16 protein-coding genes are annotated in these 20085 nt (G+C 71.4%); 5 read left to right on the top strand and 11 right to left on the bottom strand.

The annotated features are described in order from the left end of the window. Nucleotides 1-45 precede the first annotated feature (45 nt). Together AC07BF_RS20775 and AC07BF_RS20770 are read right to left on the bottom strand one after the other, a co-directional pair. Nucleotides 46-1296: a polyamine ABC transporter substrate-binding protein gene (locus tag AC07BF_RS20775; RefSeq protein WP_363585755.1), complete on the bottom strand. Its 1251-nt coding sequence runs from the start codon at nucleotides 1294-1296 to the stop codon at nucleotides 46-48. 67 nt (nucleotides 1297-1363) lie between these two features. After that, nucleotides 1364-2875 carry a gamma-aminobutyraldehyde dehydrogenase gene (locus AC07BF_RS20770; protein WP_363585754.1) on the bottom strand — a complete coding sequence of 504 codons (1512 nt, stop codon included), beginning with the start codon at nucleotides 2873-2875 and terminating at the stop codon, nucleotides 1364-1366. Nucleotides 2876-3231: 356 nt separating this feature from the next. On the opposite strand from AC07BF_RS20770, the gene AC07BF_RS20765 reads away from it, so the two are divergent. Next, complete coding sequence (locus AC07BF_RS20765) at nucleotides 3232-4887, top strand: PucR family transcriptional regulator (RefSeq protein ID WP_063347657.1); 1656 nt, start codon at nucleotides 3232-3234, stop codon at nucleotides 4885-4887. Between the two features lie 18 nt (nucleotides 4888-4905). Here AC07BF_RS20765 and AC07BF_RS20760 read toward each other — a convergent pair whose 3' ends face one another. The 3 genes from AC07BF_RS20760 to AC07BF_RS20750 form a co-directional block, all read right to left on the bottom strand. Beyond that, the gene (locus tag AC07BF_RS20760) at nucleotides 4906-6105 is read right to left on the bottom strand and encodes a polyamine ABC transporter substrate-binding protein (protein ID WP_400806179.1); all 1200 of its coding nucleotides are present in this window, start codon (nucleotides 6103-6105) and stop codon (nucleotides 4906-4908) included. A 68-nt stretch (nucleotides 6106-6173) separates the two neighbouring features. Then, the gene (locus tag AC07BF_RS20755; protein ID WP_363585753.1) at nucleotides 6174-7532 is read right to left on the bottom strand and encodes an aspartate aminotransferase family protein; all 1359 of its coding nucleotides are present in this window, start codon (nucleotides 7530-7532) and stop codon (nucleotides 6174-6176) included. Between the two features lie 220 nt (nucleotides 7533-7752). Further along, the gene (locus tag AC07BF_RS20750; protein ID WP_363585752.1) at nucleotides 7753-9198 is read right to left on the bottom strand and encodes a gamma-aminobutyraldehyde dehydrogenase; all 1446 of its coding nucleotides are present in this window, start codon (nucleotides 9196-9198) and stop codon (nucleotides 7753-7755) included. Nucleotides 9199-9499: 301 nt separating this feature from the next. Here AC07BF_RS20750 and AC07BF_RS20745 point away from each other — a divergent pair, with 301 nt between their 5' ends. The 4 genes from AC07BF_RS20745 to AC07BF_RS20730 all read left to right on the top strand — a co-directional run bounded on the left by AC07BF_RS20745 (nucleotide 9500) and on the right by AC07BF_RS20730 (nucleotide 13510). Next, on the top strand, nucleotides 9500-9973 hold the full coding sequence (locus AC07BF_RS20745; protein ID WP_030243538.1) for an Lrp/AsnC family transcriptional regulator: 474 nt from the start codon (nucleotides 9500-9502) through the stop codon (nucleotides 9971-9973). Further along, the gene (locus AC07BF_RS20740) at nucleotides 9970-11364 is read left to right on the top strand and encodes an aspartate aminotransferase family protein (protein ID WP_350882875.1); all 1395 of its coding nucleotides are present in this window, start codon (nucleotides 9970-9972) and stop codon (nucleotides 11362-11364) included. Before AC07BF_RS20745 ends, AC07BF_RS20740 begins: the two co-directional genes overlap by 4 nt. A gap of 211 nt (nucleotides 11365-11575) precedes the next feature. Further along, on the top strand, nucleotides 11576-12331 hold the full coding sequence (locus tag AC07BF_RS20735; protein ID WP_363585751.1) for an ABC transporter ATP-binding protein: 756 nt from the start codon (nucleotides 11576-11578) through the stop codon (nucleotides 12329-12331). 27 nt (nucleotides 12332-12358) lie between these two features. Next, on the top strand, nucleotides 12359-13510 hold the full coding sequence (locus tag AC07BF_RS20730; protein WP_363585750.1) for a hypothetical protein: 1152 nt from the start codon (nucleotides 12359-12361) through the stop codon (nucleotides 13508-13510). Between the two features lie 45 nt (nucleotides 13511-13555). Here the strand turns inward: AC07BF_RS20730 and rlmN are convergent, their stop codons facing one another. The 6 genes from rlmN to rpsB form a co-directional block, all read right to left on the bottom strand. Then, on the bottom strand, nucleotides 13556-14656 hold the full coding sequence (rlmN, locus tag AC07BF_RS20725; protein WP_363585749.1) for a dual-specificity RNA methyltransferase RlmN: 1101 nt from the start codon (nucleotides 14654-14656) through the stop codon (nucleotides 13556-13558). A 133-nt stretch (nucleotides 14657-14789) separates the two neighbouring features. Further along, the gene (locus tag AC07BF_RS20720) at nucleotides 14790-15974 is read right to left on the bottom strand and encodes a phosphatidate cytidylyltransferase (protein WP_363585764.1); all 1185 of its coding nucleotides are present in this window, start codon (nucleotides 15972-15974) and stop codon (nucleotides 14790-14792) included. 293 nt (nucleotides 15975-16267) lie between these two features. Beyond that, nucleotides 16268-16825: a ribosome recycling factor gene (gene frr, locus AC07BF_RS20715; RefSeq protein WP_063347665.1), complete on the bottom strand. Its 558-nt coding sequence runs from the start codon at nucleotides 16823-16825 to the stop codon at nucleotides 16268-16270. Between the two features lie 98 nt (nucleotides 16826-16923). Next, entirely contained in the window at nucleotides 16924-17688 is a 765-nt protein-coding gene (pyrH, locus tag AC07BF_RS20710; protein ID WP_030056790.1) for a UMP kinase, read from the bottom strand. Nucleotides 17689-17949: 261 nt separating this feature from the next. Next, entirely contained in the window at nucleotides 17950-18789 is an 840-nt protein-coding gene (gene tsf, locus AC07BF_RS20705; RefSeq protein ID WP_363585748.1) for a translation elongation factor Ts, read from the bottom strand. 129 nt (nucleotides 18790-18918) lie between these two features. Then, entirely contained in the window at nucleotides 18919-19836 is a 918-nt protein-coding gene (rpsB, locus tag AC07BF_RS20700) for a 30S ribosomal protein S2 (protein WP_363585747.1), read from the bottom strand. Nucleotides 19837-20085: the final 249 nt, after the last annotated feature.

Genomic DNA, 20085 nt, shown 5'->3' with positions numbered 1-20085 from the left:
GGTGTCTTCCTGGGTTCTCTGCCGGGAGTGGGCCGCGCGTGGGGGTCAGGCGCCGATGAGCTTGGAGAACTTCTGCTCGAAGTCGCTCTCCTCGGTCTCGGTGAGGGTGCGGAACACGTGCGACTTGGCCGCCATCTCGGGGGTGGGTACGACCAGCGGGTTGGCCGCGCTGTCCGGGGCGAGGGTGGCGAGTTCGTCCTTCATCCCGGTCACGGCGGAGACGAAGCCGATGCCCGCGACCAGCTGCGCCGCGATCTTCGGCTGATAGTAGAAGTCGATGAGCTTTTCCGCGTTCGCCTTGTGCTGCGCCCGGGCCGGGATCAGCATGTTGTCCGTCGAGGAGACGTAGCCCTTCTCCGGGATGACGAACTCGATGTCCGGGTTGTCGGCGCGCAGTTGGATCAGGTCGCCGCCCCAGGCGACGCAGGCCGCGATGTCGCCGGAGGACAGCTCCTGGCCGTAGTCGTTGCCGGTGAAGCGGCGGATCTGCTTGCTGTCGACGCCCTTCTGCAGCCGGGCGACGGCGGCGTCGTAGTCGTCGGCGGTGAACTTCGCCGGGTCCTTGCCCAGGTCCAGCAGGGTGATCCCGATGCTGTCGCGCATCTCGGAGAGGAAGGTGACCCGGCCCTTGAGGTCGGGGTCGTCCAGCAGTTGGGAGACGCTGGTGACCTCCTTCCCCTTGGTCGCCTTCTTGTTGTAGGCGATGACGACCTGGATGCCGGCCCACGGGTAGGAGTACAGCCGGCCCGGGTCCCAGTCGGGGGCGCGGAAGCGGGAGTCGATGGTGGTGATCGCGGTGGTGACGTTCGCCGGGTTGAGCTTCTGCGCCCAGCCGAGCCGGATCAGCCGGGCGGCCATCCAGTCGGTGAGGACCATCAGGTCGCGTCCGGTGTCCTGGCCGGCCGCGAGCTGCGGCTTGACCTTGCCGAAGAACTCGACGTTGTCGTTGACGTCCTCGTTGTACCTGACCTTGACGCCGGTGGCCGCGGTGAAGGCGTCCAGGGTGCCGTGCTTCTGCTTGTCCTTCTCGTCGGTGTCGATGTACAGCGGCCAGTTGGAGAAGTTGACCACCTTCTCGCTGTCCGAGAGGTCCTTGGCGGCGTTGGCGGTCGAGTCGCCGCCGACGGTCCTGGCCGCCGGGATCCCGCAGGCGGCCAGCGTGCCCGCACCGGCGGTCAGCGCGGCGGCCCGCAGCAGGGTGCGGCGGCCGATCGCGGCCCGGCCGCTGGTCAGGCTGCGTTCCCAGGCCTTGCGGACCGGTTCGGGCAGACCGTCGGTGAACTCGTTGAACGCCATGGAACGGGCCTCCTGGGGGTAAGAGGTCGAATCGGGGCGCCCTGGGGGCGGCGCCCCTGGGCAGGGGTTATCTGTCTCCGAAGACGGTGCGGTGCCAGTCCTTGCGGGCGACCGCGGTGGTGTCGAACATGACGTGCTTGACCTGGGTGTACTCGTCCAGCGAGTACTGGGACATGTCCTTGCCGTAGCCGGACGCCTTGTAGCCGCCGTGCGGCATCTCGCTGATGATCGGGATGTGGTCGTTGACCCAGACGCACCCGGCCGCGATCTCCCGGGTGGCGCGCAGCGAGCGGTGCACGTTGCCCGTCCAGGCGGAGGCGGCCAGGCCGTAGGGGGTGTCGTTGGCCAGCCGCAGGCCCTCGTCGTCGGTGTCGAAGGGCAGCACGACCAGCACCGGGCCGAAGATCTCGCCCTGGACCACCTCGCTGTCCTGGGCGGCGCCGGTGATCAGGGTGGGCGCGTAGTACGCGCCGCGGGTGAGGTCGGTGCCGTCGTGGCCCTTCTCCGGCGCGCGGCCGCCGGTGACCACGGTGGCGTAGGAGCGGGCGCGTTCGACGAAGCCGGCCACCCGGTCCCGGTGGGTGTACGAGACCAGCGGGCCGAGGTCGGTGTGCGGGTTGAGCGGGTCGCCGATCCGGATCGCGGCGTACAGCTCGGCCACGCCGGCCACGAACGCGTCGTACAGCGGGCGCTGGACGTACGCGCGGGTGGCGGCGGTGCAGTCCTGGCCGCCGTTGATCAGCGAGGCGGCGACCGCGCCGTGCACGGCGGCGTCGAGGTCGGCGTCGTCGAAGACCACGAACGGGGCCTTGCCGCCGAGCTCCAGGTGGGTGCGCTTGACGCTCGCGGTGGCGAGTTCGGCGACCCTGCGGCCGACCGGGGTGGAGCCGGTGAAGGACACCATGGCGACGTCCGGGTGCGCGACCAGGTGCTCGCCGGTGGTGCGTCCGGCGCCGGTGACCACGTTGACCACGCCGTCCGGGATGCCCGCCTCGGTGCAGGCCCGGGCGAACATCAGCGAGGTGAGCGGGGTCAGCTCGGACGGCTTGAGCACGATGGTGTTGCCCGCCGCGATCGCCGGCAGGACCTTCCAGGCGGCCATCTGCAGCGGGTAGTTCCACGGCGAGATCGAGCCGACCACGCCGATCGCCTCGCGGCGCACGTAGGAGGTGTGGTCGCCGGAGTACTCGCCGGCCGCCTTGCCCTCCAGGTTGCGGGCGGCGCCGGCGAAGAACGCCACGTTGTCGATGGTGCCGGGGACGTCGAACTCGGTGGCCAGCTTGACCGGCTTGCCGGTCTGCGCGGTCTCCACCCGGGCGAGGTCGGCGCTCGCCGAGGCCAGGACGGCGGCCAGTGCGGTCAGCGCCTCGGAGCGGGCACCGGGGGTGGCGCGGGACCAGCCGGGCAGGGCCGCCTTCGCGGCGGCCACGGCCGCGTCGACCTCGCCGGTGGTGGCCAGGGCGACCTGCTCGACCACGCTGCCGTCCGCGGGGTTGACGACCTGGAAGGGCTCGCCGCTCCCCCGGGTCTGACGGCCCGCGATGTACTGCGCGCCCGCGCCGAAGTCGGTCAGGTCCATCTGGTTCCTCCAAGTGCCGGTGGGTCGACTGCCACGGCGATTCTCACGGTTGTGCCGTGGGGGAATCCGACCGGCTGATCACCGGGGTTGCGCGATCCTGGCAGTCCGGCGGACTCCGAACAAGGGATTCCGCTGTTGCATTCCGGCAACGCGATGGATTCCGGCGTGAGGTCTGTTTTTCGCCACAGCCGACCCGCTGACCATGCCCGCTACCGCCCCGGCGTGACAAGGGTCACTGCGACAACCTCGGCGGGTAGGGCCTTACAGGGTGCAAGGGTTCACCGAGGGCGACAGGTCGTCGCCGCGATGGATGATTTACCTGACACTCTGGTCCCTCAAGGCCCTGGAGGCCCGCGATGCTCCCCACCGTCGCCCGCGTGCTCGACCTGGAGGTGATGCGGCGCGGCCTGCCCCAGGTCGTCGCCGGCGCCGACCACCTGGAGCGGCCCGTCCGCTGGGTCCACGTGAGCGAACTGCCCGACGTCGCCGGGATGCTCCAGGGCGGCGAACTGGTGCTCACCACCGGCATCGCGCTGCCCGACGACCGCGAGGGCCTGGCCCGCTACGTCCGCGAACTGGACGAGGTGGGGGTCGCCGGCCTGGTCGTCGAGTACGGCCGGCGCTACTTCGACTCGCTGCCCCGCGCCCTGGTGCACGCCGCCGAACAGCGCGGCCTGCCGCTCATCACGCTCCGCCGCGAGCTGCGCTTCGTCGCCGTCACCGAGGCCGTGCACGCGCTGGTGGTCAACGCCCAGCTGGAGCAGCTGCGCGTCTCCGAGGCCGTCCACCAGGTGTTCAACGAGCTGGTGGTGGAGGGCGCCGAGCCGCCCGAGGTGATCCGCCAGGTGGCCCGGATGGCGGGCGCGCCGGTCGTCCTGGAGAACCTCGCGCACCAGGTGCTCGCCCACGACACCGCCGGCCGCCCGGAGGTCGAACTGCTGGAGGACTGGGAGCGCCGCTCCCGCGGGGTCCGCCCGCCCGGCCGCACCGGGCACGACCCGCGCAGCGGCTGGCTGGTGACCACGGTCGGCGCCCGCGGCCAGGACTGGGGCCGGCTGGTACTGGTGCAGGATCCGGGCCCGCTGCCCGAGAACGAGGCCCACCCGCACACCATGCTGCTGGAGCGCGGCGCCTCCGCGCTGGCACTCAACCGGCTGGTGGTGCGCGACCGGGAGAGCCTGGAACGGCAGACCCACCGCACCCTGCTGTCCGGCATCCTCACCCACGCGCTGACCGTCTCCGAGGTGGCCCTGCGCGCCCAGGCGCTCGGCGTCCCGCTGGAGGGCCGCCGGCTGGTCGGGGTGGTGCTGCGGCAGCGGCGCGGCCCGATCCCGGCCGCCCTGGAGGCGCAGGCCCGGCTGCGCGACTTCACCGAGCTCGCCGCAGGAGCCGTCCGGGCCTGCCGGCTCTCCGCCCTGGTCGGCGCGCTGGACGACGAGGGCGTCGGCGTGCTGATCACGCTCGGCACCCAGCAGGACGAGCACGCCGCCCTGGACGCCTTCTCGGCCACGCTGCGCCGGATGTCGGCCGAGGCCGGCCGGGACGACGCCGCCGCCGCACCGGCCCCGGTGGTCGCGGTCGGCTCCTCGGTCGGCTCCGTCCGGGACGCCCGGCGCACCCTGCTGGAGGCCACCCAGGTCGCCGACGCGGCCCTGCACGACGCGCCCGGCGGCCGGGCCGCCTCGTACTACCGGCTGCCGGACGTCCGGCTGCGCGGCCTGCTCCACCTGCTGCGCGACGACGCCCGGCTGCAGACCTACGTGGAGCGGGAGCTCGGCCCGCTGCTGGCCCACGACGCCGAGCACAACGGCCAGTTGGTGCAGATGCTGCGGATCTACCTGGAGCAGGGCCGGAACAAGTCGGCGGCGGCCGACGCCGCGCACCTGTCCCGGCCGTCCTTCTACGACCGCCTGCACAAGGTCGAGCGGATCCTCGGCGTCGACCTCGACCAGGTGGAGTCCTGCCTCTCCCTGCACGTGGCACTGCTCGCCCTGGACGCCGTCCGCCGCTGACCGCTGCACGCCGGTGGCCTACACGCCGGTGATGCGCCCCCAGACCTTGTGCAGTTCGGGCCGCTCCGCCGAGGTGACGTCGCGCATGGTGTGCAGCCGGGCGCGCATCTCGTCGGTCGGGAAGAGCAGCGGGTTCTCCGCCAGTTCGGCCTTGTCCTTGTCACCGCTGGCCGCCAGCACCTCGCGGGCGGCCGGCACCGGGCAGATGTACTGGACGAACGCGGCGAGTTCGGCGGCCACCTCGGGCTGGTAGTAGTGGTCGATCAGCAGCTCGGCGTTGCGCTTGTGCCGGGCCCGGTTGGGGATCATCAGGCTCTCCGCCCACAGCTCGCCGCCCTCCTGCGGCACCACGAACTCGATGTCCGGGTTCTGGGCGGTCAGTTGGACGGCGTCGCCGGAGTAGGCCTGGCAGGCGACGGCGGCGCCGGAGGCGAGGTCGCTGGTGTAGTCGTTGCCGGTGAAGCGGCGGATGTGGCCGGTGTCGACCATCTTCTGCACGGTGTCCATCGCCCGGTGCGCGTCGTCCTCACCGAACCGGGAGACGTCCGCGCCCTGGGCGAGCATCAGCAGCCCGAGCGCCTCGTCCAGCCCGGCGAACAGGGTGACCCGGCCCTTGAGGTCGGGCGCCCAGAGGTCCGCGGTCGACTTCAGCTCCCGGCCGAGCGCCTTGCGGTTGTACGCGATGCCGGTGATCCCGGACTGCCAGGGCACGCTGCGCCGGCGCCCGGGGTCGAAGGCCGGGTCGGCGAGCTGCGGGTCCAGGTTGGCGGTGACGTTGGGCAGGTTGGCCCGGTCCATGGCCTGCACCCAGCCGAGCGAGACGTACCGGCCGGCCATCCAGTCGCTGACCACCATGAGGTCCCGGCCGGGGTCGGCGCCCTGGGTGAGCACCGGGCTGATCTTGCCGAAGAACTCGTCGTTGTCGTTGATGTCCTCGGTGTAGGTGACCGCGATGCCGGTCCGCTCGGTGAAGGCGTCCAGGGTCGGCCGGTGCCCCTGGTCGTCGGTGTCGATGTACTGGGTCCAGTTGGAGAAGGCGAGCCGCTGCTCGCGGTCCGAACGGTCCTGGACCGAGCGGCGGTCCTCGGCGACGTACGCGGACGGGATGCCGCAGCCGGTCAGCGTGCCGACGCCGAGCAGCGCGGCCCCGCCGAGCACCGAACGCCGGCGGATCGTACGGGAGTTGTGGGGGCGGGTCGGGGTGGTGCTGCTGGGCATGGGGAAGGCCTCCGGAGCGTGGGACGGCCCCGGGCGTGCGCGACACCCGGGGCCGTCCGGTCGGTACGTCAGACGGTGTGCGCGTCGGCGAGCGACAGCACCTCGTCGAGCACCGCGAGACCGGTCTTGGCCTCTTCCTCGGTGACGGTGCACGGCGGGACGACGTGGAGGCGGTTCATGTTGACGAACGGCCAGAGCCCGCGCTGCTTGCAGGCGGCGGCCAGCTCGGCCATCGGCGCGTTGGCGGCGCCGGCCGCGTTGTACGGGACCAGCGGCTCGCGGGTCCCGCGGTCCTTCACCAGGTCGAGCGCCCAGAACACGCCGAGGCCGCGGACCTCGCCGATCGAAGGGTGCCGCTCGGCCAGCTCCCGCAGGCCGGGGCCGAGCACGGTCTCGCCGATGTGCTTGGCGTTCTCGACGATGCCCTCCTCCGCCATGGCGGTGATGGTGGCGACGGCCGAGGCGCAGGCCAGCGGGTGGCCGGAGTAGGTGAGCCCGCCCGGGAACGCCCGCTCGGCGAAGGTGGCGGCGATCTCGGCGCTGATCGCCACGCCGCCCAGCGGGACGTAGCCCGAGTTGACGCCCTTGGCGAAGGTCAGCAGGTCCGGGGTGACACCCCAGTGGTCGGCCGCGAACCACTCGCCGGTGCGGCCGAAGCCGGCCATCACCTCGTCGAGGATGAACACGATGCCGAAGCGGTCGCAGATCTCCCGGACCCCGGCCAGGTAGCCCGCCGGCGGGATCAGGATGCCCGCGGTGCCGACCACGGTCTCCAGGATGATCGCCGCGATCGTCCCGGGGCCCTCGAAGGCGATCACCTGCTCCAGGTGCTCCAGCGCGCGCTCGCACTCCTGCGCCTCGTTCTCGGCGTGGAAGTTGGAGCGGTAGGCGTACGGGCCCCAGAAGTGCACCACGCCGGAGACGCCGGTCTCGTTGGCCCAGCGGCGCGGGTCGCCGGTGAGGGCGATCGCGTTGGCGGTGGCGCCGTGGTACGAGCGGTAGGCGGACATGACCTTCTGCCGGCCGGTGTGCAGCCGGGCCAGCCGGACGGCGTTCTCGACCGCCTCGGCGCCGCCGTTGGTGAAGAAGATCTTGTCGAGGTCGCCGGGGGTGCGCTCGGCGATCAGCCGGGCGGCCTCGCTGCGCGCCTCGACCGCGAAACCGGGGGCGATGGTGCAGAGCTTCGCCGCCTGCTCCTGGATCGCGGCGACCACCTTCGGGTGCTGGTGACCGATGTTGGTGTTGACCAGCTGCGAGGAGAAGTCGAGGTAGCGGTTGCCGTCGTAGTCCCAGAAGTACGAGCCCTCGGCGCCGGCCACCGCGAGGGGGTCGATCAGCGCCTGGGCGGACCACGAGTGGAAGACGTGCGCGCGGTCGGCGGCCTTGACCGCCTGGCCGGCGGCTGAGTCAGCGGTGGGGATGCTCATGCCGGTAAGGCTAGGGAGTCGCGGCCCCGAAGTGCAGTTTCATCTTGTCAGCCGGTCACGCGAACGGCCGACAGGATGCAAAGACACCGGGCCCGGGTCGAAAGAACCCGGGCCCATTGTCCGTTCACACGATGGACGCGCGATCAGATCGCGGTCATACAGCGCCCGACCGTCACGACCCGCTAGATCGCGGTCATACAGCGCCGACCGTCACGACCCGCTAGATCGCGGTCATGACGTGCTTCACCCGGGTGTAGTCCTCGAAGCCGTACGCGGAGAGGTCCTTGCCGTAGCCGGACTTCTTGAAGCCGCCGTGCGGCATCTCGGCGACCAGCGGGATGTGGGTGTTGATCCAGACGCAGCCGAAGTCCAGCCGGCGCGACATCCGCATGGCGCGGGCGTGGTCCTTGGTCCACACCGAGGAGGCCAGCGCGAAGTCGACGCCGTTGGCGTAGTCGACGGCCTGGTCCTCGTCGGTGAACTTCTGCACGGTGATGACCGGGCCGAAGACCTCGTTCTGGATGATCTCGTCGTCCTGCCGCAGGCCGGAGACGACGGTCGGGGCGTAGAAGTAGCCCTTCTCGCCGACCTGGTGGCCACCGGCCTCGACCTTGGCGTGGGCGGGCAGCCGCTCGATGAAGCCGGCCACCTGCTTCAGCTGGTTGGCGTTGTTCAGCGGGCCGTACAGCACGTCCTCGTCGTCCACGCCGCCGGTCTTGGTCTCGGCCGCGGCCTTGGCCAGCGCCTCGACGAAGGCGTCGTGGATCGACTCGTGCACGAGCACGCGGGTGGCCGCGGTGCAGTCCTGGCCGGCGTTGAAGTAGCCCGCGACCGAGATGCCCTCGACGGCCTCGGCGATGTCGGCGTCCTCGAAGACCACGACCGGGGCCTTGCCGCCCAGCTCCAGGTGGACGCGCTTGACGTCCTTGGAGGCGGACTCGGCGACCTGGATGCCGGCCCGGACCGAACCGGTGATGGAGGCCATCGCCGGGGTCTTGTGCTCGACCATCAGCCGGCCGGTCTCGCGGTCGCCGCAGATCACGTTGAAGACGCCGGCCGGCAGCTCCAGGTCCTTGAGGACCCCGCCGATGATCTCGGCGAGCAGGACGGTGGAAGCCGGAGTGGTGTCCGAGGGCTTCAGGACGACGGTGTTGCCCGCGGCGATGGCCGGGGCGAACTTCCAGACGGCCATCATCATCGGGTAGTTCCACGGCGCGACCTGGGCACAGACGCCGACCGGCTCGCGGCGGACGATCGAGGTCATCCCGTCCATGTACTCCCCGGCGGCCTTGCCCTCCAGCATGCGGGCGGCACCGGCGAAGAAGCGGATCTGGTCCACCATCGGACCGATCTCCTCCGAGAGGGTCAGCCCGCGCGGCTTGCCCGTGTTGCGGACCTCCGCCTCGACGAGCTCGTCGGCCCGGGCCTCGACCGCGTCGGCGATCTTGAGCAGCAGCTTCTGGCGGGTGCTCGGGGTGGCGTCGCGCCAGACCGGGAAGGCGGCGGCGGCCGAGGCCATGGCGGCGTCCACATCGGAGGCACCGGACAGCGGGGACGTCGCGTAGACCTCACCGGTGGTGGGGTCGACGATGTCGAGCGTGCGGCCGTCCGCCGCGTCGACGAACTCACCGTTGATGTAGTTGCGCAGCGTGCGAAGGTCGCTCACGGGGTCTCTCCTCGGTCTGGGCCTGCGGCGTTGCAGTTTCCGGCGCCATGGTACGTCGGCGGGTCCGGCGCACGAAGGGTGTCGGGTGGCCGGGCCCTGGACGGCGCGGTCCACTGGTTTGGGGGAACGCGCGCTGCGCTGCGGGGCTGCGCGCGTACCGTGCCAGGGTAGCCGCATGACTGCTGGTATCGACAGGTGCAGTGCACGTAGGCGATGAAATCCGTACGCGGATTCCAAGATCACGACGAAATCAGCAGATTCCTCGCTTGCGAACAGGAGAACGATCAGGCACAGTGGCGGCGTGGCCAACCGCGACCGGAACGCGAGCGTTCCCCTCGATGCCGCCTCCAAGGCGATCATCGAGCAGCTCCAGGAGGACGGACGCCGCCCGTACGCCGCCATCGGCAAGGCCGTCGGCCTGTCCGAAGCGGCCGTGCGCCAGCGCGTCCAGAAGCTGCTCGACCAGGGCGTGATGCAGATCGTCGCCGTCACGGACCCGCTCACCGTCGGCTTCACCCGCCAGGCGATGGTCGGCATCCGGGTCGAGGGCGACATCGAGCCCGTCGCCGACGCGCTGGCCGCCCTCGACGAGGTCGACTACGTCGTCTGCACCGCAGGCTCGTTCGATCTCCTGGCCGAACTGGTCTGCGAGGACGACGAGCACCTGCTCGAACTGATCAACAAGCGCATCCGCGCGCTTCCCGGCGTGCGGAGCACCGAGAGCTTCGTCTACCTGAAGCTCCGGAAACAGACCTACACCTGGGGCACCCGATGACAGCCGACCCGGCGCAGAAGGACCTTTCCAAGACCGCCTACGACCACCTGTGGATGCACTTCACCCGCATGTCGTCGTACGAGAACTCCCCCGTGCCGACGATCGTCAAGGGCGAAGGCACCTACGTCTGGGACGACAAGGGACGCAAGTACCTCGACGGCCTCGCCGGCCTGTTCGTCGTCCAGGCCGGCCACGGCCGCGAGGAGCTGGCCGAGGCCGCCGCCAAGCAGGCCAAGGAGCTCGCCTTCTTCCCGGTGTGGAGCTACGCCCACCCGAAGGCCGTCGAGCTGGCCGAGCGCCTGGCCAACTACGCCCCGGGCGACCTGAACAAGGTCTTCTTCTCCACCGGTGGCGGCGAGGCCGTCGAGACCGCCTGGAAGCTCGCCAAGCAGTACTTCAAGCTGACCGGCAAGCCGACCAAGTACAAGGTCATCTCGCGCGCCGTCGCCTACCACGGCACCCCGCAGGGCGCCCTGTCGATCACCGGCCTGCCGGGCCTGAAGGCCCCGTTCGAGCCGCTGGTGCCGGGCACCCACAAGGCCCCGAACACCAACATCTACCGCGCCCCCGCCTTCCTCGAAGGCCCGGACGGCACGGTCGACCCCGAGGCCTACGGCCGCTGGTGCGCCGACGAGATCGAGGTGGCCATCCTCAACGAGGGCGCCGAGACCGTCGCCGCCGTCTTCGTCGAGCCGGTGCAGAACGCCGGTGGCTGCTTCCCGCCGCCGCCCGGGTACTTCCAGCGCCTGCGCGAGATCTGCGACCGCCACGACGTGCTGCTGGTCTCGGACGAGGTCATCTGCGCCTTCGGCCGCCTGGGCACCATGTTCGGCGCCGACAAGTTCGGCTACCAGCCCGACATGATCACCTGCGCCAAGGGCATGACCTCGGGCTACTCCCCGATCGGCGCCACGATCATCTCGGACCGCCTCGCCGAGCCGTTCTACAAGGGCGACAACACCTTCCTGCACGGCTACACCTTCGGCGGCCACCCGGTCTCCTCCGCGGTGGCGCTGGCCAACCTCGACATCTTCGAGCGCGAGGGCCTGAACCAGAACGTCCTCGACAACGAGGCCGCGTTCCTGGGCACCCTGAACAAGCTGCGCGACCTGCCGATCGTCGGCGACGTCCGCGGCAACGGGTACTTCTACGGCATCGAGCTCGTGAAGGACAAGGTCACCAAGGAGTCGTTCAACGACGACGAGGTCGAGCGCGTCCTCTACGGCTTCCTGTCGAAGGCCCTCTTCGACAACGGCCTGTACTGCCGCGCCGACGACCGTGGCGACCCGGTCATCCAGCTGGCCCCGCCGCTGATCTCCAACCAGTCGACCTTCGACGAGATCGAGCAGATCCTGCGGACCAGCCTCACCGACGCGTGGGCGAAGATCTGACCCCCTGATCCTCCTTCCCCACCCTCCGCCGAAGGGCGGTCCCACTCCCCCGGGACCGCCCTTCGGCGTTTTCCGGCGCGGACAGCCGATCAAACATGCCTGATTGCGGGTGATTTGCCCGCGATGGACCAGAGCGCCGCAACCGCACCAGGCCCCAGTCGTTCTAATCTGACGACTGTCATATCCCTGCGGCCACCCAGGATGGAACCTCATGTCAGCGGCACCGCCTGACAACGACGTGCTGTGGGCCCGGGGGATCGTCAAGTCCCATCACGGCACCCCCGCCCTGCGGGGCATCTCGATCGGCGTCCGCGAGGGCGAAGTGCTCGCCGTCACCGGACCGCGCGGCTCCGGCAAGAGCACCCTCCTCGGCTGCCTCTCCGCCCTCCTCACCGTCGACGAGGGCGAGGTCTGGTTCAACAGCGCGCCCGTCCACACCCTCGGCCGGGCCGGGCGCGAACGGCTGCGCCGCGACCGCTTCGGCTTCGTCGGCTCCGAACCCCACCTGGTGCCCGAACTGACCGCCCGGGAGAACGTCGCCCTGCCGCTGCTGCTCGCCGGCGCCGGCAACAAGGCCGCCTACACCGCCGCCGACGAATGGCTGGAACGCCTCGACGTCGGCGAGGTCGCCCGGCAGCGCCCCGACCAGCTGCTCCAGAGCCAGCGCCAGCGGATCGCCGTCGCCCGCGCCCTCGCCCCGCTGCCGCCCGTCGTCTTCGCCGACGACCCCACCGCCCCGCTCCACCGCGAGGCCGCCGACCAGGTCCTGCGGATACTGACCAGCGCGGCCCGGTCGCACCAGCTCACCCTCGTCCTGGCCACTCACGACCCCGAGCTCGTCCGGTTCGCGGACCGCGCCGTCGCCCTCGTCGACGGACGGCTCACCGCCCCCGCCGCCCCCGTCCCGCGCGGCCCCGCCGTCCCGGGGGCGGCCGGCGCGTCCGCCGTGTCGGCCACCCGCCGCTGACGACGCCGAGCCGCTGAAAGAGTCGACGTGTTCTATCTCCGTCTGGCCCGGGGCTACCGGGTGCCCGACCTCGGCCGCTGGCTGCTCACCGTGCTGGCCGCCGCCGTGGTCTCCGCCTTCCTGCTGCGCTCCCTCGGCCGGGCGATGAGCGACCCGCTCGGCGGCGAGGACGCGCTGGTGCGACTGCTCTGGTGCCTGCCCCCGCTCGCCGCCGTCGCCTGGTTCGCGGCCGTCACCGCCCGCGCCGTACCCGCCCAGCGGCCCGAACGGATCACCGGCCTGCGCGCCGCCGGAGCCGGCACCGGCCGGATCCGCACCCTGATCGCCGGTGAGGTCGTGCTCGCCTGCACCCTCGGCAGCGTGCTCACCCTGCTGGTCTTCCTGGTCCTGCGCAACGACATCGCCGGGCCCGCGCTCGCCCCCGATCTCGGCATGGGCGTACCGCTGCCGGCCGTCGCGCCGGTCGCCCTGCTCGCCCTGGTCCCGCTCACCGCCGGGATCGCCGCCGCCTGCGCCGTCCCGCCCACCGAGTACCTGCCCGGCAGCCGCACCCACCGCGGCACCGGCTTCGGCGCGCTGCGGGTCGCCCTGCCGGTCGGGCTCGCCGTGATCGGCCTCGCCCTCGAACTCATCGCCCTGCGGCCCGGCGCCGCCGCCGACGGCCGGCCGATCCACCTGCCCGCCGGGCTCGGCAGCACCAGCACCGCCGCACTCGGCGGCTGGGCCGCCAGCGCGGTCGGACTCGCCCTGCTCACCGGCCCGTTGCTGTCCTGGACGGGACGGCTGCTCGCGCTCGGCCGGCCCACCCCGCTGCGGCTGCTGGCCGGCCGCGGACTCACCGCCCAGGCCCGCCGCCTCGGCCCTCCGCTGGCCGTGCTCACCCTCGCCCTCGCGCTGGTGCTCACCACCATCCGCTACTGGATCGGCACGCCCGACAGCGCCGACGTGCTGCCCGCCGTCGAGGCCTGCCTGGTGCTCGGCTGCGCGGCCGCCGCCGTGGCCGCCCGGCTGGCCGAGGTCCGCACCGACCGCCGGGACGTCACCGACGTGCTGCTGCGCCTCGGCACCTCGCCCCGGCTGCTGTTCGGCGCGGTCGCGCTGCGCACCCTGGCGGTGGGCACCACGCTGCTGGTGACCGGCGGGGCGACCGCCGCACTGGCAGCCGCCGGCCTGCGCTGACTTCCCAGCCTGCGGTGATTGCCCGGCCTGCGGTGACCCGCCGGCTCAGCCCGCCGCGGCGAGCTGGCCGCAGGCGCCGTCGATCTCCTGGCCACGGGTGTCGCGGACGGTCGTCGGCACCCCGTGCGACTGGAGCCGGCGGACGAACTCGCGCTCGTCCTCGGGCCGGGAGGCGGTCCACTTGGAGCCCGGCGTCGGGTTCAGCGGGATCAGGTTGACGTGCACCCGGTGGTTCTTGATCAGCCGGCCGAGCAGGTCCGCCCGCCACGCCTGGTCGTTGATGTCCTTGATCAGCGCGTACTCGATGGAGATCCGCCGGCCGGACTTCTCCGCGTAGTTCCACGCGGCGTCCAGCACCTCGGCAACCTTCCAGCGGGTGTTCACCGGCACCAGCTCGTCGCGCAGCTCGTCGTCCGGGGCGTGCAGCGACAGCGCCAGGCGGCAGCTGAGGCCCTCGTCGGCCAGCCGGTTCATCGCCGGGACCAGGCCGACGGTGGAGACCGTGACACCACGCTGGGACAGGCCGAAACCGTCCGGCGCCGGGTCGGTCAGCCGGCGGATCGCGGCCAGCACCCGGTTGTAGTTGGCCAGCGGCTCGCCCATGCCCATGAAGACCACGTTCGACAGCCGCGCCTCGCCGCCGGGGATCTCGCCGGCCTTGAGCGCGCGCATCCCGGCGGCGATCTGCTCGACGATCTCGGCGGTGGACAGGTTGCGGGTCAGCCCGGCCTGGCCGGTCGCGCAGAAGGGGCAGTTCATGCCGCAGCCCGCCTGCGAGCTGATGCACATGGTGACCCGGTCCGGGTAGCGCATCAGCACCGACTCGACGAGCGTGCCGTCGAAGAGCTTCCAGAGCGTCTTGCGGGTGCTGTCGTCGTCGCAGGACACGTGCCGCACGACCGACATCAGCTCCGGCAGCAGGCTCCCGGTGAGCTTCTCCCGGCTGGCGGCGGGGATGTCCGTCCAGCCCGCCGGGTCGTTCGACATCCGGCCGAAGTAGTGGTTGGAGAGCTGCTTGGCGCGGAACGGCTGCTCGCCCAGCTCGGCGACGGCCTCCTTGCGCTCGGCGGGGCTCAGGTCGGCGAGGTGTCGCGGGGGCTTGGCGCCGCGCGGCGCGACAAAGGTGAGTTCTCCGGGCTTAGGCATGGTTCATCCAGTGTCGCAGACGCCGGGAGCGGGCCGGGACGTGCGAGGGCCCCGGACGCGCAGACGTCCGGGGCCCTTCCGCCGCTCGCGGCCGGAGGCCGGGGCGAGGACCTGTCCGAGGGCCGGACAGGCCCTAACTGCCGACGAAGGCCGCCAGCAGCAGCCAGACCACCGGGGCGGTCGGCAGGAGCGAGTCCAGCCGGTCCATGATGCCGCCGTGGCCGGGCAGCAGCGTGCCCATGTCCTTGATGCCGAGGTCGCGCTTGATCATCGACTCGCCCAGGTCGCCCAGGGTCGCGGTGACCGCCGCGCAGCCGCCCAGGATCAGGCCCTGCCACCAGCTGCCGCCGTCGATGATCAGCTCCATCAGCACGGCGCCCGCCAGCATCGACAGGCCGATGCCGCCGGCCAGGCCCTCACGGGTCTTGCCGGGGCTGATCGTCGGGGCGAGCTTGGTCTTGCCGAACTTGTAGCCCACCGCGTAGGCGCCCGTGTCGCTGCAGATCGTGACGATCAGGAACAGCACGATCCGCTGCGGGCCGTCGTCGGCCGCCAGCATCAACGCCACGAAGGTGGCCAGGAACGGCACGTAGAAGGCGGTGAACACCCCGGCCGTTATGTCCCGCAGGTAGTCCTCCGGCGGCTCGGCCATCCGCCAGACCATCACCGCCAGCCCGGTCAGCGCGAGCGAGGCCGCGGCCCACTGCACCCCGGCCCAGTAGCCGGTGGCGATCATGGCGATGCCGCCCGCGACCAGCGGCACCAGCGGCGCCTTGATCTGCTTGCGCTCGGCGAGCCGACTGGTCAGCTCCCAGACGCCGACCGACACCGCGGCCATCACGACGAACAGGAACAGCGCCTTCACCACGAACAGCGAGGCGATGATCACCGCACCGAGACCGACCCCCACGCCTATCGCGGCCTGGAGGTTACGGCCACCGCGCTGCTTGCGCGGCTGCGGCTGCGGGGCGGACTGGGCGGCCACGGGTGTCTCCTGCCCTGGATGGGACGACGGCACGAAGTGGGGCTGCCCGGCCGCCGGGTAACTCGACGGCGGCGCGGGAGGCACCGAGGCCCCGGGGCGCGGCGGGGCGCCGCGGCCGGGGGTGGCGTCATCGGTTATCGCGCGCAGCACGACCGTCTCCGTCACGCCCGGCGCCGCCGCCTCGGACCGGTCGTCCCGGAACAGTGGGCCGCTCAGCCGACCGGCCTCCCGGGACTGACCGGCGGCGGGGTCACCCGGCCGGCCGGAGCCCGCCGACGGGCCCTGGTCCGGCACGCCGGGGAACGGGCCGGGGCCCGCCGGTACGGGAGGCATGACCTGAGTCTCCTCCGCGTCGCCGCCCCAGTACACCGGAGGCTGCTGCGAGTGATCCGAACGGTGGCCGGGGTCACCCGGCGCGCCGCCCGGCGCACCCGGGTGGGCGGCCCCGCCGCCCGGGTGACCGGGGTAGCCCTGGGCCTGCGGCGGCGCCGGGTACTCGCCGTACCCCGGCGCCGGGTGCGCCTGCTGCAGAGGAGCCTGCGGCCGGGGCTGCGGCGCCGGGCGGTAGGGCTGGAACTGCTGGTCGGACGGGCCCCAGTAGCCAGGGGCGTCAGGGGCGTCGTTCATCAGACTTCGAGCAGCTCGGCTTCCTTGTGCTTCAGCAGCTCGTCGACGGCGGCCACGTACTTGGCCGTGGTGTCGTCGAGCTCCTTCTCGGCGCGGCGGCCGTCGTCCTCGCCGACCTCGCCGTCCTTGACCAGCTTGTCGATGGCGTCCTTGGCCTTGCGGCGCACCGCGCGGATCGAGACCTTCGCGTCCTCGCCCTTGCCCCGGGCCACCTTGATGAACTCCCGGCGGCGCTCCTCGGTCAGCTCGGGCAGCACCACCCGGATGAGGGAACCGTCGTTGGACGGGTTGACGCCCAGGTCGGAGTCGCGGATCGCCTGCTCGATCGCCTTCAGCGCGGTCTTGTCGAACGGCGAGACGACCGCCATCCGGGGCTCCGGCACCGAGAACGAGGCCAGCTGGTTGATCGGCGTCACGGTGCCGTAGTACTCGGCGACGATCTTGGCGAACATCGCCGGGTGGGCACGGCCGGTGCGGATGGCGGCGAAGTCGTCCTTGGCGACGGCGACGGCCTTCTCCATCTTCTCCTCGGCTTCGAGGAGGGTCTCTTCGATCACTGTGATCTCCCTGTCCGGTTCATCTGCGATTGTCCCGACCGGTGTCGGCGTCGAGGCCGGTCACGGCGACGGCGCCGTCCCGTACGGCTGATTGCTGCTCAGGCCCGGACAGAATCCTGGCTGATGAGTGTGCCGATCTTCTCACTCTTCACCGCGCGCGCGATATTGCCCTCCGCCAGCAGCTCGAAGACCAGCATCGGGAGGTTGTTGTCCTTGCACAGCGTGATCGCGGTGAGGTCGGCGACCTTGAGGTCGCGCGCGATGACCTCGGAGTACTCCAGCGCGTCGAACTTCACCGCGTCCGGGTTGGTCCGGGGGTCCGAGTCGTAGACGCCGTCCACGCCGTTCTTGCCCATCAGCAGGACGTCGGCGTGGATCTCCAGGGCCCGCTGGACGGCGGTGGTGTCGGTCGAGAAGTACGGCATGCCCATACCGGCGCCGAAGATCACCACACGGCCCTTCTCCAGGTGCCGGACGGCCCGCAGCGGCAGGTACGGCTCAGCGACCTGGCCCATGGTGATCGCGGTCTGGACCCGGGTCTCGATGCCTTCCTTGACCAGGAAGTCCTGCAGCGCCAGGCAGTTCATCACGGTGCCGAGCATGCCCATGTAGTCGGAGCGCGCCCGGTCCATGCCGCGGACCTGCAGCTCGGCGCCCCGGAAGAAGTTGCCGCCGCCGATGACCACCGCGACCTCGGTACCGGCACGGACGACGGTGGCGATCTCCCGGGCGATCGCGTGCACGACGTCCGGGTCGACGCCGAGTCCGCCACCACCGGCAAAGGCTTCACCGGACAGCTTGAGCAGCACCCGGCGGCGCGAGCCGGCCTTGGGGTCCTGCGCGGTCTCCTGCGTCTCCTGCATGGACTTCTCCTTTTTGCACCTACTGGCTCACAGGCGCGGGTGTGCGGATGCCCGGCCTGCGCGTACGCGAGAGGAGGCCACTGCCGCGGGAACCGGTTCGGTGTCCTGCACGGCAATGGCCTCCTCGTCGTTCATGGTGCCGACGCGGCCCGCCCGTGGACGGTTGGCACTGGGTGAGCCCGTTCGGCGTTCCGCCCGCCCCGGTCAACGGGCGGGGGCGGTTCCCAGCGTAAGGGCGCCGGGGACCAGGTGGAACGTGGCTCAGGCGCCGACGCGGAAGCGGGCGAAGCGCTTGAGGGCGACGCCGTTCTCCTCGAGGACCTTGGCGACGGTCTTCTTGTTGTCCTTCGCGAAGGCCTGCTCCAGGACGGAGTTCTCCTTGACGAAGCCGGTGACGCGACCCTCGACGATCTTCGGCAGGGCGGCCTCGGGCTTGCCCTCCTCGCGCGCGGTGGCCTCGGCGACGCGACGCTCGTTCTCGAGGTCCTCGGCCGGGATCTCCGCGCGGGACAGGAACTTCGGCGCGAACGCGGCGATGTGCTGCGCGACGTCCTTCGCGACCTCGGCGTTCTCCTTGTCCAGCTCGACCAGGACGCCGACGGCCGGCGGCAGGTCGGGGCTGGTCTTGTGCAGGTAGACCGCGACGAAGCCGTCACCGTCGAACTGGGCGAAGCGACGGAAGACGATCTTCTCGCCCAGGGTCGCGTTGGCCTCGTCGACGAACTGCTGGACGGTCTTGCCGGCCTCGATCTCGGACGCCAGGGCGGCGTCCAGGTCGGCCGGGGCGGTCTTGGCCACGTGAGCGGCGATCGCGTCGGCGACCTTGACGAAGTTGTCACCCTTGGCGACGAAGTCGGTCTCGCAGTTCAGCTCGACCAGAACGCCGGACTTCTTGTCCTCGGCGATCAGCGCGGCGACGGCGCCGTTGGAGGCGTCACGGCCCTCGCGCTTGGCAACGCCCTTCTGGCCCTTGATGCGCAGGAACTCGACGGCCTTCTCGACGTTGCCCTCGGCCTCGTCCAGGGCCTTCTTGCAGTCCATCATGCCGGCGCCGGTGAGCTCACGGAGCTTCTTGACGTCCGCGGCGGTGAAGTTCGCCATGGTGTGAATCTCTTCTCGCGTCTCGCGTGTCTGCGTGGGGAGACGCCGGGACCGATGGTTCGGTCCCGGCGCGGGAGAGAGGGGCACCTACCGGTGTCGTACCGGCGGGTGCCCCTCACCCTTGGTACGTCAGGCCTGCTCGGCCGGCGCCTCGGTGGCCGCAGCCTCGGTGGCCGCTGCCTCGGTGGCGGGGGCCTCGACGGCCGAAGCCTCGGCGGCGGGGGCCTCAGCGGCCGGAGCCTCGGCGGCGGCGGGGGCCTCCTCGGCCTTCTTCTCGCCCTCGATGAGGTCCTTCTCCCAGTCGGCCAGCGGCTGGTCGGCGCCCGGCTCGGCCTTGACGTCGCCCTTGGCGACACCGGCGCGGGCCTTCAGACCCTCGGCCACGGCGTCGGCGATCACGCGGGTCAGCAGGGTGACGGAGCGGATCGCGTCGTCGTTGCCCGGGATCTTGTAGTCGACCTCGTCGGGGTCACAGTTGGTGTCGAGGATGGCGACGACCGGGATGTTGAGCTTCCGGGCCTCGCCGACCGCGATGTGCTCCTTCTTGGTGTCCACGATCCACACGGCGCTGGGAACGCGCTGCATGTCACGGATACCGCCGAGGGTCTTCTCCAGCTTGTCGTGCTCGCGCTGGAGGACCAGGAGCTCCTTCTTGGTGAGGCCGGAACCGGCCACGTCCGAGAAGTCCAGCTCGCCGAGCTCCTTCAGGCGCTGCAGGCGCTTGTAGACGGTCGAGAAGTTGGTCAGCATGCCGCCGAGCCAGCGCTGGTTCACGTAGGGCATGCCCACGCGGGTGGCCTGCTCGGCGATGGCCTCCTGGGCCTGCTTCTTCGTGCCGACGAAGAGGACGCTGCCGCCGTGGGCAACGGTCTCCTTGATGAACTCGAAGGCGCGGTCGATGTAGTTCAGCGACTGCAGGAGGTCGATGATGTAGATGCCGTTGCGCTCCGTGATGATGAAGCGCTTCATCTTCGGGTTCCAACGGCGGGTCTGGTGACCGAAGTGGACGCCGCTCTCCAGCAGCTCCCGCATCGTGACGACGGCCATAGCCGTGCTCCTCAGGTGTTACGGCCCGGCGGTCGCGCAACGGACGGCGGGTTCGCGCGGTGGCGCTCCCCGCTCGCGCGGTGCGTCCGGCCGGGTCAGGCTCGGTTTGTCCGTGGCAGCCAGGTGACAGCCACGCCTGACGCCCCGAACGTGCCGAGCCGCTTGAACCCACACGGTCCGGGGACCAGGCGGGCTCGGCGGACCGAGCGGCACTCGCACCTGGCGGGGGCAGCGGCCGGGCCGCGTCCG

It is taken from the genome of Kitasatospora sp. NPDC043950 (assembly GCF_056435345.1).
The sequence above is the reverse complement of the archived record's forward strand: the minus strand, read 5'-3'. Positions and strand labels throughout refer to the sequence as shown.

What these genes read in the sequence shown, in the direction of transcription:
- AC07BF_RS20775 (WP_363585755.1), bottom strand. Translation starts at nt 1,296, where the DNA reads ATGGCGTTCAACGAGTTCACCGACGGTCTGCCCGAACCGGTCCGCAAG.
- AC07BF_RS20770 (WP_363585754.1), bottom strand. Translation starts at nt 2,875, where the DNA reads ATGGACCTGACCGACTTCGGCGCGGGCGCGCAGTACATCGCGGGCCGT.
- AC07BF_RS20765 (WP_063347657.1), top strand. Translation starts at nt 3,232, where the DNA reads ATGCTCCCCACCGTCGCCCGCGTGCTCGACCTGGAGGTGATGCGGCGC.
- AC07BF_RS20760 (WP_400806179.1), bottom strand. Translation starts at nt 6,105, where the DNA reads ATGCCCAGCAGCACCACCCCGACCCGCCCCCACAACTCCCGTACGATC.
- AC07BF_RS20755 (WP_363585753.1), bottom strand. Translation starts at nt 7,532, where the DNA reads ATGAGCATCCCCACCGCTGACTCAGCCGCCGGCCAGGCGGTCAAGGCC.
- AC07BF_RS20740 (WP_350882875.1), top strand. Translation starts at nt 9,970, where the DNA reads ATGACAGCCGACCCGGCGCAGAAGGACCTTTCCAAGACCGCCTACGAC.
- AC07BF_RS20735 (WP_363585751.1), top strand. Translation starts at nt 11,576, where the DNA reads ATGTCAGCGGCACCGCCTGACAACGACGTGCTGTGGGCCCGGGGGATC.
- rlmN (WP_363585749.1), bottom strand. Translation starts at nt 14,656, where the DNA reads ATGCCTAAGCCCGGAGAACTCACCTTTGTCGCGCCGCGCGGCGCCAAG.
- AC07BF_RS20720 (WP_363585764.1), bottom strand. Translation starts at nt 15,974, where the DNA reads ATGCCTCCCGTACCGGCGGGCCCCGGCCCGTTCCCCGGCGTGCCGGAC.
- pyrH (WP_030056790.1), bottom strand. Translation starts at nt 17,688, where the DNA reads ATGCAGGAGACGCAGGAGACCGCGCAGGACCCCAAGGCCGGCTCGCGC.
- tsf (WP_363585748.1), bottom strand. Translation starts at nt 18,789, where the DNA reads ATGGCGAACTTCACCGCCGCGGACGTCAAGAAGCTCCGTGAGCTCACC.
- rpsB (WP_363585747.1), bottom strand. Translation starts at nt 19,836, where the DNA reads ATGGCCGTCGTCACGATGCGGGAGCTGCTGGAGAGCGGCGTCCACTTC.